This window comes from Nocardia sp. NPDC050378 (genome assembly GCF_040655675.1).
Lineage (GTDB): Bacteria > Actinomycetota > Actinomycetes > Mycobacteriales > Mycobacteriaceae > Nocardia > Nocardia coubleae.
The window spans coordinates 1-16,342 of sequence record NZ_JBFAKI010000030.1 but is presented as its reverse complement, the minus strand read 5'-3'; the positions used below and the strand labels follow the sequence as shown (position 1 = coordinate 16,342).

Sequence of the window (16,342 nt, the reverse complement as noted above, 5' to 3'; positions counted from 1 at the left end):
ACGGCCTTCTCACGAACCTCGGGCGGGTAACGCTTCGACATGATGGGAACCATCTTCCTCAAAGACGGAAGCGGCCCCAAATCCGTGACGGTTCATAGTGTCAAGTGTCGTGGGCCTGCGCGCAGAACTCGGCCCCACTCAGACCGGCTTCTGCTGCCGCCGATTCTGCGGGCGTGCCGTGCTCGTCCGCCGCGCACATGAACAGCACCTCGTGCCCGCACCTTCAGCGTCTTCGAGTACGACGATCCCAACCCGCGCGGCTGACCGACCGCTCACCTGACAGATATGACCGCCGGAATACGAGACGTCTTCGCCCGCACGATGCCCCTCCCTATCGACGACTCTTCTGACCACATCAGCGTAGGTGTGCCCACCGATACGTCAGGCACGAAATCCATTGGGAGACCCCTGGATTGCCGGAGAGGGTGACCCGTGATCGGAGCAATGATCTGTGAGGAGCGGTACCTTGTAAACGTGCAACCCGCCCGACGAAGCAGCCTCATCGCTGAAGTTACCGAGCGGCTTCGCGCCGAGATCCGCTCCAACCGTTGGCCTGTCGGTCAACGAATCCCCACCGAACCGGAGCTCACCGAGTTCACCGGAACCGGCCGTAACACCGTGCGCGAAGCCGTTCAAGCCCTCGTGCACGCGGGCGTGCTCGAACGTCGCCAGGGGTCTGGCACGTACGTGATCGCCACCTCCGAGGTCGGTGGTGCCTTGGCTAAGTACTTCGCCGACGCGCAGGAACGCGACATCCTCGAGTTGCGTCAGGCCCTCGACACCACTGCGGCGGACCTGGCAGCGCGCCGCCGCGACGACGCCGACATCGCCACGCTGCGCCGCCTGCTCGCCGAGCGCAGCAATCGCAACTGGGCCGAAGCCGACCCGGTTGCCATCACCGCCGACGTCGACCTCCATCGAGCGATCGTCGTCGCCAGCCACAACGAGGTGTATCTGGAGTTCTACGATTCACTGCTGCCGATTATCGAGCAGGTGATCCACGCGCGCACCGTGAAATCCGGCGACCCCTACAACACCGAGCACGCCGAACTCGCGCAAGCAGTCATCGACGGTGACTCCGAGCGTGCCATGCGAACCGCGGGTTGCTTCCTCGAGTTGCTCATCGCCGAATACCCCGACAGGTAAACCAATCGGTCACCACCATCGAATCCATGCGGTGGGGTAGTCCCGGGTCAGTTTCCGATGATCTGCCCCCACCTGGACGTGCGTCGCTGGTAACGGCGGGGTGCGAAGCTCCGAGGAGAAGCCCAAGCGCCGCCGTTCCACCCGGTGGTGACAGGCGAGGGAAGGCCAGAAGGGCGAACGGTAGTGAACACTCGATGACGTCTCGTGAGAAAGAGCTTGTTCCGGTGGGAAGTTCGAGTCAGGTGAAGGACGAGCCGCCCGAACGCGGCAGACGCCGAGTGGATGATTCACGCCGCACGGGAGGCCACCGCCGGCCCGGGGCGTAGAGGGCACCCTCCCCGGCTGCATCTTGCACGCGCGGAACATGAAAACCCCGACGGAGTTCCACTTCTCTGATAGGGATAGTGGTAGGCCCACTGTGAGGAAGGCTGAATTCTCCGGCGGGACAGTACGTTCGAGAAGCGAAGGCCGGTGGGCCGAAGAGCCAGGGGAATCCGGCGGGTTGGCCGAGACCGCGGCGGAGAGGCCGCCGCTCGTGGTCCCGGGATACCGGGCTCGGTGCCCGGGCCCGAAAGGACGCAGACGCGAACCGGGTGATCTGCGGAGAGAGACGATGAAGGCAACGGCAGTGCCGAAGGACAACGCCACAGGGCGGGGTGATCAGCCCTGTGCTGTTGAACGTTGCTCTCCACGGGATGGAGAAGGCCGCAGACGTGCGCTATCACCTCACTGGCCGACGCCGGGGAAAGCATGCCCAACAGCCCGGTCCTGGTCGGATACGCCGACGATATGGTCGTCATGTGTCATAGCCGCGAAAGCGGCTGACCAGGTCAAACAACGGCTCGCAGGACCGATGGGTCTTCGGCGACCGGGAAACCGGTGCCTACCTCGTGAAGTTCTGCTGGGCGAAGATCATCCGGCATCGGCTGGTCAAGGGCACAGTGCCTCCGGACGATCCCGCCCTGACCGACTATGCCTGGCCGCGAATCAACGAGTTGCCGGTGGCGGCAGCGGAATCTTCTTGTCACTTTCGCGCGCTCCGGGCGACTCGCGCTAAGGAGGCATGACTTTTGCAGAATTCACGCCTATTTCCATTCGTGCAATCAATGAACCGGAACCTACACGCTTCTTGTGCGCACAACTTAAGACGCCTGCACCCCGTAGTCGCGACCAAAGAGAGCAAGCTCTCCAGTGCCTGCACTGTAGCAGTGTCACATAAAGTGGAACGCAAATTGATTCGCCATGCGTTAGAGTTCATTGGATTTTCGTCTACATAGAGACTCAACCCCCCCAATTCTAATGCTCGATTTAAATGGAGGATGGATTCGGTCTCATCTTGAGATGAATCGAACATGGAGCGGAGGGCTGATTGCATTTCACGCATAACCCCTCCCGCCTCCTCGCCGTCAAGGAATCTCTCAATATAATTGAAGTCCGCTTGCAGTGATTTGAATGGTGCGGTTGGGTGATGTTCTAACAAATCGCTCCGCCTTAAATGCTCCAGTGCCTAAATTCCGAGGATGCTTCTATATCCTTTTGGGCATAACTATATACTGAAAATCTGTCAGCGCGCGCCGGCCGTCTTGCTGGGCGCCCCCTTCCTCTCTGGCTTCGATTAGAGCTTTTCCCGTGGGGCTGGTGAAGCTCATTCTCGCCGTCGTTGACTCAATTGAGGTTAGGCCATCGAGAAGAAACTGCTTATTGAAGGATATCGAAAAATCTCCACCACTTTCAGTCTTGGCGTCAACAAATTCGATCCCCTCCGATTTATCACTAGAGATAGCGCTCACTGCGACCCGATCGGCCGAGAAGTGAAGTTTTATCGGAGCATTTCCATTCGCAAATAGGGAAACTCGCTTTAATGCGTCGGTGAAGCTGCAAACGTCCACTTCAGTGCGCAGTGAGAATTGTGTCGGAATAAGCTTCTTGTAGTCAACAAATTGCCCATCAATTAGGCGGATTGAAGTATTCCGACGGCCCCAGTCGAGCGCAAAAGTTGATTGGTGAGGTTCGGTCGAATTTGGAATTGATAGTGACATCTTCCCACTGCCGCCCACAGCTCTAACCGCATCTGCGATCTTTCGCATAGGGACAAGCGCCCGTCCTGACCTATCTGGCTCTTTTGGTGACCAAGAGAAGCTGCAGATAGCGACCCTGAAGCGGTCAGTGGCCGCGATTTGAATTCTGTCGCCAGAAGTGGTGAAACAAGCACCACTGAGCACTGGAAGTGCGTCTTCACGGCTCACAGCCGGCGCAACTTGGCGAATCGCTTTCGCGAATGTCTCCAATTCGAGCTCGCCAGATTCCGCCGGAAGTTCCGGTAGTGCGGGATAGTCCTCAGAAGGAAGTTCCGGCATCGCGTAGATTCCACTTCCACAGGCAATTTTCACCATGCCCGACTCGGCCGAGAATGTCACCGGGCGGTCGGGCAGGACACGCATTATCTCCATAAGGAGGCGTCCTGAAATAACTTTTCTACCAGGTTCTGCAACGTAGGCTTCAAAATATGCTTCTGATGAGACTTCATAATCGAAGGTAGACAGTTTGATTTGCCCCCCATCGGCCTCGATTAACACCCCCGCCAAAATGGGGGCAGACGGGCGAGTGGATAGCGTTCTGGCAACCCATGTGACGCTGTCCCGGATCACGCTACGCTCGACCTTGAATCTCATCAAATCCCCTTTAGCTGGCCGTTAATTCAATTCGAACATAGACTACAAAACAGGGTGCAGAGTGCGCAGGCGGGTGAAACTTCAGTATGGGGTCAGCTACAACCTGGCATGATAGCGGGTGATAGCCCTGCGCCAATAGTGAAGAGTTGGTATAGGATCTATAGTTTGCGTGTCCCTGTTGTGTGACGGTGTCTAGCAGGACGGATGATGGCGAGCGCGATGAGACCTTGCAGGGTACGCCGACAGTCGACGGAGGTGCGTTGTTGGATTTTGTTACTGGGCGGAGGGCGGCTCGTGCGTGAGGGAGATTCATAGACCCTGATCGGGTTGGGTGCTGATTCGTTGCTATTGGGGAGGATGCGGTTGGGGCGGGGTCGCCGCGATGGAGAAAACCTGGCCCGCGGGCGGCGACATCGCGGTCGCGCCGCAGACCACCGATTCCGATTTCACCTGGCTGACGTCCACCCTGCCCGCCTGCAGCAGCTGCCGCTGTACGCCGCCGAATCCGCTCATCGACAGGGCCTGCAGCCGAGGTCCGGCACTCGCCGTGTCGACTTGAAAGAACGGCGGCTGCAAGGTATCCCGGATCGAAACCTTTGATGTTCGAAGTCGTGCGTACGCGCGTCGCCAGCGGACTGAAATCTCGCGAGCGAATTCATCCGTCGTTGACGTCTGGCGATGACTCAACCGGGTAGACGAACCGGCATCAGTACATAGATCAAGCCCTCGCGGCGCTCACCGTCTGGTTCTCGATCTGCCGCACGCAGAACTGCTGCTTTGGTCGGGCCGTTCAGTGTGATCTCGATTGTCTCGGAATGTGAGACAGTCAGGCCGTCGAGTAGATAGCGGGGGCTGAAGGCGATGGTCAACGGGTCGCCGTCGAACTCGCAATCGATATTCTCCTCCGCGCTGCCTTCGTTGTCGCCTCCGGCGGACAATCGGACCGTGGTTGCGGCGAAGGTCAGCTCGACCCGCGTGCCTCTGGGCGACAGTAGCGACACCCGTTTGATGGCGTCGATCAGCGAGGCGGAACGTATTCGAGCGGAGGCGGTGTGGGCGGCTTCGAGATAGCGCTGGTAGGGCGCGTACGGCATGTCGAGTGTGCGCATAGTGTGGTGCTGGTCGACGGTCATGAGTCCCAGGATCGTTTGCCCTGGGCCGCTGGCGATTTCGATTCGTGGTCCCGTGAGTACCTTGCTTGTCTCTGCCAGTGCGCGGGCCGGTACGAGCATGCTGGCCGACTCCGAGTCGTCTGTTAGGGGCATAGGCTCCCAATCGAGCTCTCGGACCGCAATGCGGAACCGGTCGGTGCTCACCAGCCGCAGGAACGAAGGATGGAATTCGATGTTGATACCGGTCAACATGGGCAGCGTGTCGTCGCGCCCGGCCGCGACGACCACCTGCGCCACGGCGTCGCACAGGTCTGAGTGATCGACAGTGCCGACCTTCGCAGGCAGGGGAGGAAGAGCTGGGTAGTCCTCGACAGTCATCAGCGGCAAGGTGAATCGCGTCAGACCGCAGACGATTTCGAGGCAATTCCCGTTGTCGGACAACTCGACCGGCTGCGCGGGCAGTGCCTTCGCGATATCGGTGAGCAGTCGCCCCGACACCAGTGCGGCACCCGGCTCATGCACCACAGCGCCGGTGATTGCGGCATGCGAGGAGATCTCGTAGTCGAAGCCGGCGACCGACGCCGAGTCCGGTTCCGCCTGCAGTCGAATGCCCGCTAGCACGGAAGTGGGTGGGCGTCGAGGCACTGCTGGTCCGACCACCGACACCGCATCGACGAGGCGGTCGCGGTCTATACGGAGTTTCATCGGTCTTCTTCCTCGTCGAGGGTTCGATATTCCAGGCGTCGGTGCAGTGCACTGGCCCGAGCGTGCGCGGCTTGCTTGGAGCGGTGGCCGAATGTCTCGGCGATCCAACTCCAGCTGCTGCCATGTTCGCTCGCTGCCCGCATCAGCCCCAGTTCCAGCCGATCCAGTTCGGTCCGCGCGGCCATCAGCAGCACGACGCAGGCATAGACCACGTCATGCGGTAGCTCCGCCCCATCGTCCAAGCGGCCCAACACCCCGCGCACGATCGCTGCAGGGTCGTCACGGGGTTGTTCGTTCGGCGATGGCGATGTGGCTTGGAACCACTCGTAGAGGATCGCCGCCTCCGGCCGGTCTGGATCAGGCATGCTTTGAGAGTACCTCACCGTCAAAGAATTTTTGACAGGCGGCAGGTCCGTTATCGCCGACCATTCGCGGTACGGCCGATAACTCCTCGAATCGATCAGATCGTCGCCGCGCCGTGGACATGATTGAGGGACGTCGGAACGGTTGGCGTGCAAGGCTGTTGGGCTCGCTCGCTCCACGCTACCGACGTGTGCCCTTCGCACACACCCCTGCCGATACCAATCTACGGGCCTGGCCTGGGTGCGCGTGGTCAGGAATCAGTGGGCGCGCGGGCGAGGGGGTCACAGTCACTACCCCGGCCATCGCAACACCCACCCCGTGACCACGTAACCGAGAGTTCCGCGGGATCTTCCGCTCCTTCATCCGAGCGACGGCATGCTCGACGCGGGTACGCACCTTGCGGTGAGGTTCGTTGTGAGCCTATTTCCATTCCGACAATCCCATACCGCGTGAGCACCGGTGCGGGATTGCCACACCGGTGCCCTGTAGTCGCCAAACGAGATCGCCACCGCGTTGCCGCAGGCGTGGGCGGCACCGGACTCAGTCCAAGACCGACGGTCGTTGCGATTACCCGGTAGCGGCTTCCCCCGCGCGACCACCAGGTCGGCGTCAGCGGGATGACGACCTGATGGTTGGTCGAATGCCGGTAGTTCTCACTCTGCGTGGAGGCTTTGTGATCGCGGGTCGGGACCAGAGCCCCGCCCACGATCAACACCACACTACGGGCGAACCGGGTGAGGGTCGTAGCCCCGGCGCCAGTCCCAGGTCCTCGATCGCCCGGGCGACGGGCGACTTCGAGACACCGAACACCGCAGCGGGTTGACCGATCGTGAGGTTGGCGGCAAGTAGGTTGCCACCAATGGCACTCGGTCATCGCAGCGCAGTACCCAGGGTCGACACTGTAGCCGCCGGTCAGCGCCCTCACTCCGCCGCTGGGTGATCGGTCGAGCGAACGCGGCCGATCACAGCCCGAAAACAACTCCACCATCACCGGTCGGATGCCGAGATTACCACTGGTGACACGACACCTGTTGCGGCTCAATGCCTACGGACATCGTTTAGTCGTAGGCTGGCCTGGGGCCTCGAACGCGTTCCACGAACGGAGCCTTCGTCAAGTTATTTCGCATTAGCTTCAGTCATCACCGATCCTTTCTGCGACCTTACGTGCCCCGCTGGCAACTCACCGTCATCTTCATCGTTGTTGGATCGTGTCAGTTGGGGAGGTGAACGGTCACTGTAGAGCTGCCCGGTCAAGCTTGCCGTTTGGGGTCACCGGGAACGTATCCATGTAAGTCACCAAGTTGGGCACCATGTAGTCGGGAAGGGTCTGTGCGGCAAACTCGCGCAGTTCGGCGACCGATGGACGTGGCCATTCCGGCTGAACGTAGGCGACCAGCCTGCGGCCTGCGTTGGCGTCGTCGCGGGCGAGGACGACGACGTGCCGGACTCCATCGTGCTGTCGCAGCCTGTGCTCAATCTCGCCAAGCTCCACACGGAAACCTCGGATCTTTACCTGATTATCAGATCTGCCGAGAAACCAGATGAGGCCGTCGAGGTCAACCGCCGCGCGGTCGCCAGTGCGGTACATGCGCGTTCCCGAGCAGGAAGCGAACGGATCTGCGACAAACCGCTCAGCAGTCAGCTTCGGTCGAGCGAAATATCCTGAAGCGAGACAATCGCCACCGATGTACAAGTCACCTTCCACGCCGGGCGGACACGCACCCAATTGCTCGTCAATAACGTAGTAGCTGGCACCTGCTACGGGGCGCCCGTACGGGATGCTTCGCCATTGCGGATCGATTTCGCCCACGCGGAAGTAGTTCGACCATACTGTCGCCTCCGTAGCGCCCCCGAGGCTGACGATCTCAGCTTTCGGGAAGACTGCCCGCACAGCATCCGGCAACGGCAACGGCGTGTAATCCCCGCTGAGGAATACTAGCCGCAGGTCACCAACCCCTGGGTGTCCGACTCGGCTCGCCAGTAAGGGAGCAAGCTGGTCCAGGGCGGCCGGTGCGGAGTCCCAGAAAGTGATTGACTCCTGGAGCAGAATCTCCACGAGAAGTTCGGGATCCCGTTGTTGCTCGGCGTCGGCGATGTAGAGACTCGCGCCGAAGCCGAGCATCCCCAGGATGTCGAAAGCCGAGAGATCGAACCCGAGGGATGCGACGCAGAGACCGACATCCTCCGGGCCGAAGCCGAAGTCGCGTCCGCACCAGCTGAGCAGGTGAAGCAAGGAAAAGTGCCGGATTGCAACACCCTTTGGCTCGCCGGTGCTGCCAGAGGTGAATATTACATAGGCTAGATCGGCCGGATTCGACAGCGGCGGCGGATTGACCTCCCCGGAGCTGCTCAGCATCATTTCTTGGTCAACAGCTACCACGTCGACCTCCCGCGGAGGCTCCCACCTCTCAATGTCGGCGGTCGTGAGCAGCACGGCGGCGCCGGTGGTGGCTAGGATAGCCGCTGCCCGGTCCGCCGGCAGCGATGGCTCTGCCGGCACGTAAAATCCGCCAGCTTTGAGCACGCCGAAAACGGCGGCGACCATCGCCGGACCGCGTCCGGTGGAAATGATCACAGGGACTTCGGGAGCGACGCCGAGGTCCCTGAGTTTCCAGGCGATCTTGTTGGCCCATCGGTTCAGATCGGCATAGGTCATCGTCCCGTCGCGCCAACGCAGCGCTACCGCATCGGGACGCTCGCGGGCCTGCCGTTCAAAGAGTAGGTGTGCCAGTCCTGCGGCAGGGAATTCCTGCTGGACCTCGTTCTGCTTCAGCATAATTGTGCACCCTGCCGCTTCTTCGTGACATGGCGCAGCGCACTATGCAGAGGCGGCCCTGTCATAACGCACGCGGCATCCCAGATGGATGCGTCGGATACGGGCTTGTTGAGGCCAGAGGAAAGCTCCACAGTGTCCGCCATGACATCGACCGTTCCGAACTGGAAGACGTTCCATACTCCGGCCGATCTCGTCGAACCCGCCCGACTCATCATCAGGCGTGTGGGCGAGTCTGGCGAAGAAGCCCTCCTCATCGGCCTGCAGTGGAGTGATTGTGCACAGAAGGTGATGCCTGTTCTCAAGATTCACCCCCGTTGGCCGCCGCAGCGCCCTCGACGACGGTGCGTGGGCGCATATCCGTCCAGTTACGCTCAACATATTCCAGGCACTCGGCACGCGGAGCGTCAGCAAGGAGCTTGGTCCAGCCGTCCGGTACGTCCGCGAAGGCGGGCCACAACGAATGCTGCCCCTCGGCGTTTACCAGGACGTGGAATGTGCCGTTTTCATCTTCGAACGGGTTAGTCATCTTCTCCTACTTTCTCGTGTGCGCGACGTAGCACGTTCTTCAAGATCGAGCAGATCGCTTCTAGGGGTTCTGGTTCCAGCATTCGGTGGTGCTCCGCAGTGATGAGGTAGCGTTCGATTTCACCCGACACGTAAGGCCGCCAAGTGTCCGGCGACGGCGTGGTGGGGGTCAGCGCGGAGGCGAAAAGGGTCAGGTTTCCTTCGTACTTGCTGGGGACGTAGCCAGCCCGCAGCCGCAGGCAGTTCGCATGGATCCGCGCCATCGCCGCCACTGTGCGCTCCTCGATCGAGGCAAGTGCACTGCCCGCGCCAGTGAGCGCGTCGACGACCTTGCGGTAGGAGATCTCTTGGCCCTCATAGTGGGCCCACTCTTCGCCCTCGACATGTTGGAGCATCGAGATCAGGATGTCGACCTCCTTGATCTCGATCTCCTTCGCCAGGTCGAGCTCCTCCGCCGAGGGGTAGGCCTCGATCAGGCAGAGCGACCCGATCCGAGCGCCGCGCGCCTGCAGCATGGCCGCGAGTTCGTACGCCACAAGGCCGCCGAACGAGTACCCGAGTAAGTGATACGGGCCCTCTGGCTGGATGACAAGCAGCTTCTCTAGGTAGTCGGCTGCCATCTCCGGCAGCGTCGCGGGCATCGACTCCGTGCTGCCCAGCCCTCGAGCCTGGATCCCGTACACCGGGATGTCGGACCCCAAGTGCTCGATAAACCGGCCATAGACCCAGCTGATACCGCCGGCGGGGTGCAGGCAGAACAGCGGGTTGCGAGAACCTGAGGTTTTGATCGGAAGAACGACGTCAAGGGCGGCGTCGGAGAAGTCCACGCCAAGTGTGGCAGCTAGCAGTGCGACGGTCGGGTTGGCGTACACCTGCCCTACCGTCACCGACACGCCGAGCACGGTTCTGATCTGCTGGACCAGCCTGGCCGCCTTGAGCGAGTGTCCGCCCAGCTCCAGGAAGTTTTCGTGGATCCCAACCCGATCGACCTCCAGTACCGAAGAGAACAGCTGGCACAGCATCTCCTCGTGCGGGGTGCGCGGTACGCCGACGGTCTCGGCCGGGTCCGCGTCGATGACCTGGAGTGCGGCCCGCCGGTTCAGCTTTCCGTTGTGTGTCAGCGGAAGCCGCTCCACCTGGTGCACGCGGGCGGGAAGCATCTGCGGTGGCAGGCGATCGGCGAGAAAATTCCGCAGGGCGATCTCATCCAGCTGGCCGGGAACCGCCCCGACCGCATACGCCACCAACACTTTTTCTCGTCCGTGGGCGATAGACGCGACCAGGCATCCCTCGACATCCGGGTGGTCACGCAGCGCCGCCTCTACCTCGCCCGGTTCGACGCGAAAGCCTCGCACCTTGACCTGGTCGTCGACCCTGCCCGCGAACTGCAGGCGGCCAGACCGGTCCCAGCGGACCCGATCCCCCGTCCGGTACATTCGCGAGCCCGGCAGCCCAAAGGGGTCAGCGACGAAGCGTTCAGCTGTCAACACGGGCCGGTTCCGGTAGCCGCGCGCCACCCCGGCGCCCGCGATGTGGAGCTCGCCGGTCACACCCACCGGGACCGGCCGCAGGCCACTGTCCAGGACGTAAACCCGCGTGTTGTCCAGTGGCCGTCCGATGGGCGGGCGGACGTAGTCGTCGTCCAATTGTTCGAATGTCGACCAGACAGTGGTCTCAGTCGGCCCGTAAAGGTTGGTCACGACCCGCGCGGAAGTACGCAGCCGTGTGGCCAAGTCGCCGGCCAGCTCGTCACCGCCCACCAGGACATTCAAACCGTCGACCAGCTCGGGGTGCGTTGTCATGAGGTGCTGCCACACGCTTGGTGTCGCCTGCACGGCGGTGATCCCCCGGGTCATTAGGCACCGGACAAACCCGTCTTCGTCCTGTCCCGGGAGCGGGCCGAGGACAAGTTCGGCCCCGGACAGCAGCGGCAGATAGACCTCGAGGGCGGAGATGTCGAACCCGATGCTCGTGACCGCAAGCATCGAGTCGCCCGTGCCGAGGCCAAGTTGGCGCCGCACCGCAGTCAGTAGATTGACGATGTTGGTGTGCGTGACGACGACGGCCTTAGGGCGCCCGGTGGACCCGGAGGTGTAGATGACATACGCAGGGTTTTCCGCGGTCAGCGGCGCGGTTCGGTCAGTGTTTGTGGGGTCATGGTCGGGCCATTCAAGCGAATGGCCATCAAGGATGAGCCTAGCCAGGCTCTCGGGTACGGTGGCCGCCGTCTCGGCGGTGACGAGGGTGAGCGCAGGCCTGGCGTCATCGAGCACGAACCCAATCCGCGCGGGCGGGTAGCCTGGATCGACGGGCAGGTACGCCGCGCCTGCCTTGAGCACTCCAAGGAGCGCAATGACGAGGTCCGCTGTGCGGGGAAGAACCAGGCCGACAACGTCCTCGGGGCCGATACCGCGGGCGATCAGCTCATGTGCCAGCCGGTTCGCTCGCGAATTCAATTCGGCATAGGAGACCCGCTCGTCGCCCACGATCAACGCGGTTTCCACGCCCGATTGCTTTACCTGGTCTTCAAGCAGCGCGGGCAGCACGTGGCCTGGCAGCGTCCGCGTCGTGTCGTTCCACTCTGCCAGCAAGCGGTGTCGGTCGGTGTGCGGCAGTGCGTCGACGGCGCCGATGCGCAGGCCCGAATTGGCGGCCGCAGCCTCCAGGAGCCTGCGCAACCGGTCGAGGACCTCCTCGGCTGTCGCCCGGTCGACGAGGTCGGCACTGTGATCCAGCCGAAGCTGCAATAGCTCGTCGTGCGGCACCGCGTAAAGGGTGACCGGGTAGTGTGTCGCGTCCCGCGCCATCGTCAGCGACAGCCGCGCATCGCCGAGGGCGAGTGTTGCGCCCCCGTCCCCGAGCGGGTAGTTCTCGTAGATGAGCAGCGTGTCGAACAGTGCGCGAACAGCGCCACCTGGTTGCATGTCTGCCAACCCGACGAACTCGTGCGGCATCAACTCGGCACGGTCGGCCTGCATGTCACGCGCCAGATCCAGCAATGTAGCCCCTGGCCTCACCCGTGCACGGACCGGGATGGTGTTGATGAACAGACCCACCATCGTCTCGATGCCTGGCACCGGCGCCGCCCGGCCAGAGACCGTCGCACCGAACACGACGTCGTCGGCACCCAACGACTTCGCCAACACCACGGCCCACGCCGCCTGCACGACCTGGTTCATGGTCACGCCCGCGCGGCGGGCGGACTCGGACAGCCGCCTGCTGTCCTCCCGAGACAGAGAGAACGACGTGCTCAGCGGCCACCGGGTCGTGACGAAGTTGGGGTCGCCGCAGAGTAGGGTGGGCTGCTCGATACCGTCCAGGTACCGGCGCCATGCCTTTCTGGCCTCGACGGGATCCTGCCGACGCAACCACTCCAGGTACGACCGGTAGCCGTCTGACTTCGCCACATTAGGGGGCTGTCCCGGGTCATGGTAGGCCTCGATGAGGTCGCGCAGAAGGATCGGAGTGGACCACCCGTCCAGCAGGATGTGGTGCATCGTCCACACGAGATGGTGCCGTGCCTGCCCTGTCCGGACCACAACGACACGCATCAGTGGTCCGGCGGCGAGAGTGAACCTCGTCTGCAGCTCCATCGTGAGTAGCTCGTCCAGGTCGGCCTCGGACAGGGTGCGCTCAACCTCCCGCCACGGCAGCTCCGGGTTGGCCGGAATTACCTGGACGAGCTCGCCGGAACCCCGCCGCCGGAACCCTGCCCTCAGCTGGGGGTGGTCGGCCAGCAGCTTGCGGAACGCGCCGCGCAGGCGGTTGAGGTCTACCAGGCCGTCGATATCGAACATCAACTGCACGTGGTAGCGGTCAATCTCCTGTGCGACATCGCATGCCTGGAAGTACAGCCCCTCCTGCAGCGGCGTCACAGGAAACACGTCCTCGATCCTTGAAGTCGTCACCGTGCTACTCCCACCCGTCCTGGAACTCATCGAGTTCTTGCTGTGTCAACCGGACCATCGAGGTCGCGGGCTTGGCATCCATCTGTTCGGCGCGGGCCGCGATCGATCGGAGCGCCGTCGTGACGAGTTCAGTCAGGGCGCGCATCTCGTCGTCGGACACCCGTGCGCGGTCCCACGACCACATCAGGGCCAGCTCGCCGTCTCCACCGTCACGGGCCCGCACCAGGAAAGTCAGCTCGACAGGATGGGTCATCGGCGCGTAGTCGGCGGTCGGCAACCACCCCGACTCGGGCGCGGCCGTCCATGCCTGACCGCTGGAGACAGCCATGCGGCTGAGATAGTTGACGCTGATCTGTGGTTCCGGGAGCGTGCCGAGCCGGGCCGCAGTGTCGGGGTTGAGGTAGCGCAGCAGGCCGAAGCCAAGCCCGTGGTCGGCGGCCGCATGAATATCCTGCGTGATCCGGCCGACCGCACGATCCACCGATGGCCCCCCGTGCCAAACATCGTCCCAGTCGAGTGGTCCATGATCGAGTTTCACAGGGTGCAGGGTTGTGAACCAACCGACCGTGCGGGAAAGGTCGCCGAGCATGTCATGCCGTCCGTGTCGTTCCATGCTGACAACGAGCGAGGTGCTCACCGAGCCGCGGCGGCGCCGCGACTCAGTACTTGCCAGCGCGACCGCGGTCAGGACGATGTCCGCTGGGGAGCAGTCGAGCCGATTCGGCAGCCGCGTCACGAGTTGGCGGCTCACATGCTCATCGAGCACCACCTGTGTACCTCCGCGGGCGGTCTCGCCGATGTCCACTGCGTCGAACAGCGGGGGGCCGGACAGCACGTTCACCCAGTGGTCGAGTTCGCCAAGGCGTTGCCCGGCGCCGGCCTGACGGTGCAGTTCCTCCGCCCACTCGGCGAAGGACACTGCCGGTTCGTCCAACCGAATCGGGCCGCCGGATTCCGCCTGCTGCCAGGCGTCGCTCAGGTCGTGGAGTATCCCGCTCCACGACGCGGCATCGACGGCCAGATGGTGCAAGACGAGGAGCAGCTTGGCGGTGTCGCCGAAGTCGAGCAGGGTCGCCGCGAACATACGTCCTGCCGCAGGGTTCAGCAGGTCCACCGCAGCCCGATACTCGTTCGCGACTAGGTCGGCCAGGGCTCGTTCTGTCAGGCCCGCACAGCGCACGTGACCGACGGATCCGAGTCGGTCGCCAGTGGTAATCTGCAGCTCGGGCTCAGGTTCACGCACCAGCCGGGCTCTGAGGACCGGCTGGTTCTCCGCGACGGCACGCAACGCGCGGGCCAGCGTAGACGGGGTCACGCCTGGTGGCAGGTTCACCACCATGGCCTGGTTGAAATCATCGGTCAGCAGGGACTTCTCCGCCAGCCAGAACATCACCGGGGTCAGCTTCGACCGGGTCAGGGGCTCTCGGGGCCGGTCGACGGGGTCCGCACGGTTATCCCTGGCCACCCGTGCGAGGCCGCCGACGGTCTTGTGTACCAACACGTCCTTAGCAGTGATGCGCAGTCCCCGTCTGGCCGCCTGACTGACCAGTTGGATGGAGATGATGCTGTCGCCGCCGAGTTCGAAGAAACTGTCGTCGACGCCGACCGAACCTAGGCCGAGCACGTCGGCGAACAGCTCGGCCAGGACCTCTTCCTCTTGGGTGCTCGGCTTGCGGCCGGTGGTCGCCGTCCTCAGATCGGGTGCGGGCAGGGCCCGCCGGTCCAGCTTGCCGTTCACCATCAACGGCAACCGTTCCAACACGACCAGACTGGCGGGGACCATGTGCTCGGGCAACCGTGTAGTGGCGAATGTCCGCAGGTCGCTGACCAGCCGGACCCGATCAATCACCGCGGCTGGGTTGCTGACGAGGAACGCCGACGCAGAGAACGCGGGCGGCAAATAGCTACCGACGACGGGCCTGCTCACTGGTCGGTGGAACACGACGTCGAGGGCACCGTCGGGTTCGGTGCTCCAGGTCGTGACAGCCTCGTAGCCATAACGCCTGCCGAGGGCACTGAGTTCGTTCGGCTCGATTCCGCCGTCATCCAGGTGCTGTCTGGCGCGTGACACCGAGTTCCCGGAGTCCAGCGCGCGCATGGCCGCGTACTCACCCACCAGCCGGGCGTTGGGCACCGACTGCACGCGCAGTGCCTCGAGGGCGCCTTCCTTGAGGCACTGTTCGAGGTCGGACAACGTGGCGATGCCCTTGCCCCAGCGGAACTGTGGGACACGGGCGAGATCGAGGACATCGGCCGCCTGTTTGTGCAGGACGACGTCGTACCGGTATCTCGTCAGCTCGTTGTGCGCGGCGCCGTCGCGCACTCGTACGTCGACCGCGTCGATTTCGTCGAGGGTGGTGAAGAATGCCGGGTCGATCAGCAGTTCCTTGTCCAGCGCGATCGTCTGCTCCGTCATGGCCTGCACCGCTCCGACGGCTGTATCAGGCTCGGCCCTGGCCAGCTGGACTGCGGTGTGGAAGCAGCGGCGCGACCGCAAGTCCCGCACATCCCCCACGAAGACCCGTCCGCCCGGGGCCAGCAGGTCCAAAGCGCCGCGCAACACGTCGAGCAGGTATTCCCCGTTGGGGAAGTACTGGACTACGGAGTTCAGCACGATTGTGTCGAACACCCCTCGCGGCAGTGTCCGCAGGTCGTCGGCGGCCGCTACGCGCAAGACAACCCGGTCGGCGAGGGCCGGGTCTTCGGAGACCTGGGCACGCAGCCTGTCGATCACTGGCGCTGAGAAGTCCACACCCCAGTAGTTCTCACACGTGCGGGCCAGTCCCGCGAGCAACAGGCCCGTTCCCACACCGATCTCGAGCACGCGCCGACCACCGTAACTCGCGATTCGCGAGACCGTGGTGTCACGCCACTCCCGCATCTCTTCGACCGGGATCGGTCGGCCATCATAGCTACTGTCCCAGCCCCGGAAGTCCTCGCCCAGCCCGACCGTCCCACCGCCGGTATAGAGGGAGTCGTAGACCGACTGCCACTGGTCCACCTGCTCGGACGTGCTCCCGGCCGTGCCGCCGTCGGCAGTCGTGACTACGTAGCCGACGAGGCGCCGGTCACCAGGTCGATCCTCACGCACGACCACCGCAGCTTGCTGGACTTCGGGATGTGACCTGAGGACGG

General features: G+C 63.1%; 9 protein-coding genes and 2 pseudogenes. 1 reads left to right on the top strand and 10 read right to left on the bottom strand.

All coding sequences use genetic code 11. From position 1 onward, the window contains the following. Positions 1 to 100: 100 nt before the first annotated feature. Complete coding sequence (locus AB0I35_RS31855) at positions 101 to 208, bottom strand: class I tRNA ligase family protein (RefSeq protein ID WP_357400023.1); 108 nt, start codon at positions 206 to 208, stop codon at positions 101 to 103. Positions 209 to 474: 266 nt separating this feature from the next. Between AB0I35_RS31855 and AB0I35_RS31850 the strand changes: the two genes are divergently transcribed. Continuing rightward, entirely contained in the window at positions 475 to 1,146 is a 672-nt protein-coding gene (locus AB0I35_RS31850) for a FadR/GntR family transcriptional regulator (RefSeq protein WP_357400022.1), read from the top strand. Positions 1,147 to 2,672: 1,526 nt separating this feature from the next. Here AB0I35_RS31850 and dnaN (AB0I35_RS31845) read toward each other — a convergent pair. The 9 genes and pseudogenes from dnaN (AB0I35_RS31845) to AB0I35_RS31805 form a co-directional block, all read right to left on the bottom strand. Beyond that, positions 2,673 to 3,818, bottom strand: a complete 1,146-nt coding sequence (dnaN, locus tag AB0I35_RS31845; protein WP_357400021.1) for a DNA polymerase III subunit beta — start codon at positions 3,816 to 3,818, stop codon at positions 2,673 to 2,675. Between the two features lie 372 nt (positions 3,819 to 4,190). After that, positions 4,191 to 4,343, bottom strand: a pseudogene (locus AB0I35_RS31840) (TIGR00374 family protein); the annotation flags it as partial. Between the two features lie 158 nt (positions 4,344 to 4,501). Then, a complete protein-coding gene (dnaN, locus tag AB0I35_RS31835) occupies positions 4,502 to 5,596 on the bottom strand; it encodes a DNA polymerase III subunit beta (protein ID WP_357400020.1) in 1,095 nt (364 codons plus the stop codon). 35 nt (positions 5,597 to 5,631) lie between these two features. After that, positions 5,632 to 6,000, bottom strand: coding sequence for a hypothetical protein (locus tag AB0I35_RS31830; protein ID WP_357400019.1), 369 nt, complete (start codon positions 5,998 to 6,000; stop codon positions 5,632 to 5,634). A 289-nt stretch (positions 6,001 to 6,289) separates the two neighbouring features. Continuing rightward, positions 6,290 to 7,012: pseudogene (locus AB0I35_RS31825) on the bottom strand (IS5/IS1182 family transposase); the annotation flags it as partial. A 217-nt stretch (positions 7,013 to 7,229) separates the two neighbouring features. Beyond that, positions 7,230 to 8,774 carry an amino acid adenylation domain-containing protein gene (locus AB0I35_RS31820; RefSeq protein ID WP_357400018.1) on the bottom strand — a complete coding sequence of 515 codons (1,545 nt, stop codon included), beginning with the start codon at positions 8,772 to 8,774 and terminating at the stop codon, positions 7,230 to 7,232. 298 nt (positions 8,775 to 9,072) lie between these two features. Beyond that, entirely contained in the window at positions 9,073 to 9,300 is a 228-nt protein-coding gene (locus tag AB0I35_RS31815; RefSeq protein ID WP_357400017.1) for an MbtH family protein, read from the bottom strand. After that, the gene (locus tag AB0I35_RS31810; protein ID WP_357400016.1) at positions 9,293 to 13,207 is read right to left on the bottom strand and encodes an amino acid adenylation domain-containing protein; all 3,915 of its coding nucleotides are present in this window, start codon (positions 13,205 to 13,207) and stop codon (positions 9,293 to 9,295) included. Before AB0I35_RS31810 ends, AB0I35_RS31815 begins: the two co-directional genes overlap by 8 nt. Positions 13,208 to 13,211: 4 nt before the next feature. Continuing rightward, positions 13,212 to 16,342, bottom strand: a 3,131-nt coding sequence (locus AB0I35_RS31805) for a condensation domain-containing protein (protein WP_357400015.1), incomplete at its 5' end; no start/stop codon positions are given.

What these genes read in the sequence shown, in the direction of transcription:
- dnaN (WP_357400021.1), bottom strand. Translation starts at nt 3,818, where the DNA reads ATGAGATTCAAGGTCGAGCGTAGCGTGATCCGGGACAGCGTCACATGG.
- AB0I35_RS31830 (WP_357400019.1), bottom strand. Translation starts at nt 6,000, where the DNA reads ATGCCTGATCCAGACCGGCCGGAGGCGGCGATCCTCTACGAGTGGTTC.
- AB0I35_RS31820 (WP_357400018.1), bottom strand. Translation starts at nt 8,774, where the DNA reads ATGCTGAAGCAGAACGAGGTCCAGCAGGAATTCCCTGCCGCAGGACTG.
- AB0I35_RS31815 (WP_357400017.1), bottom strand. Translation starts at nt 9,300, where the DNA reads ATGACTAACCCGTTCGAAGATGAAAACGGCACATTCCACGTCCTGGTA.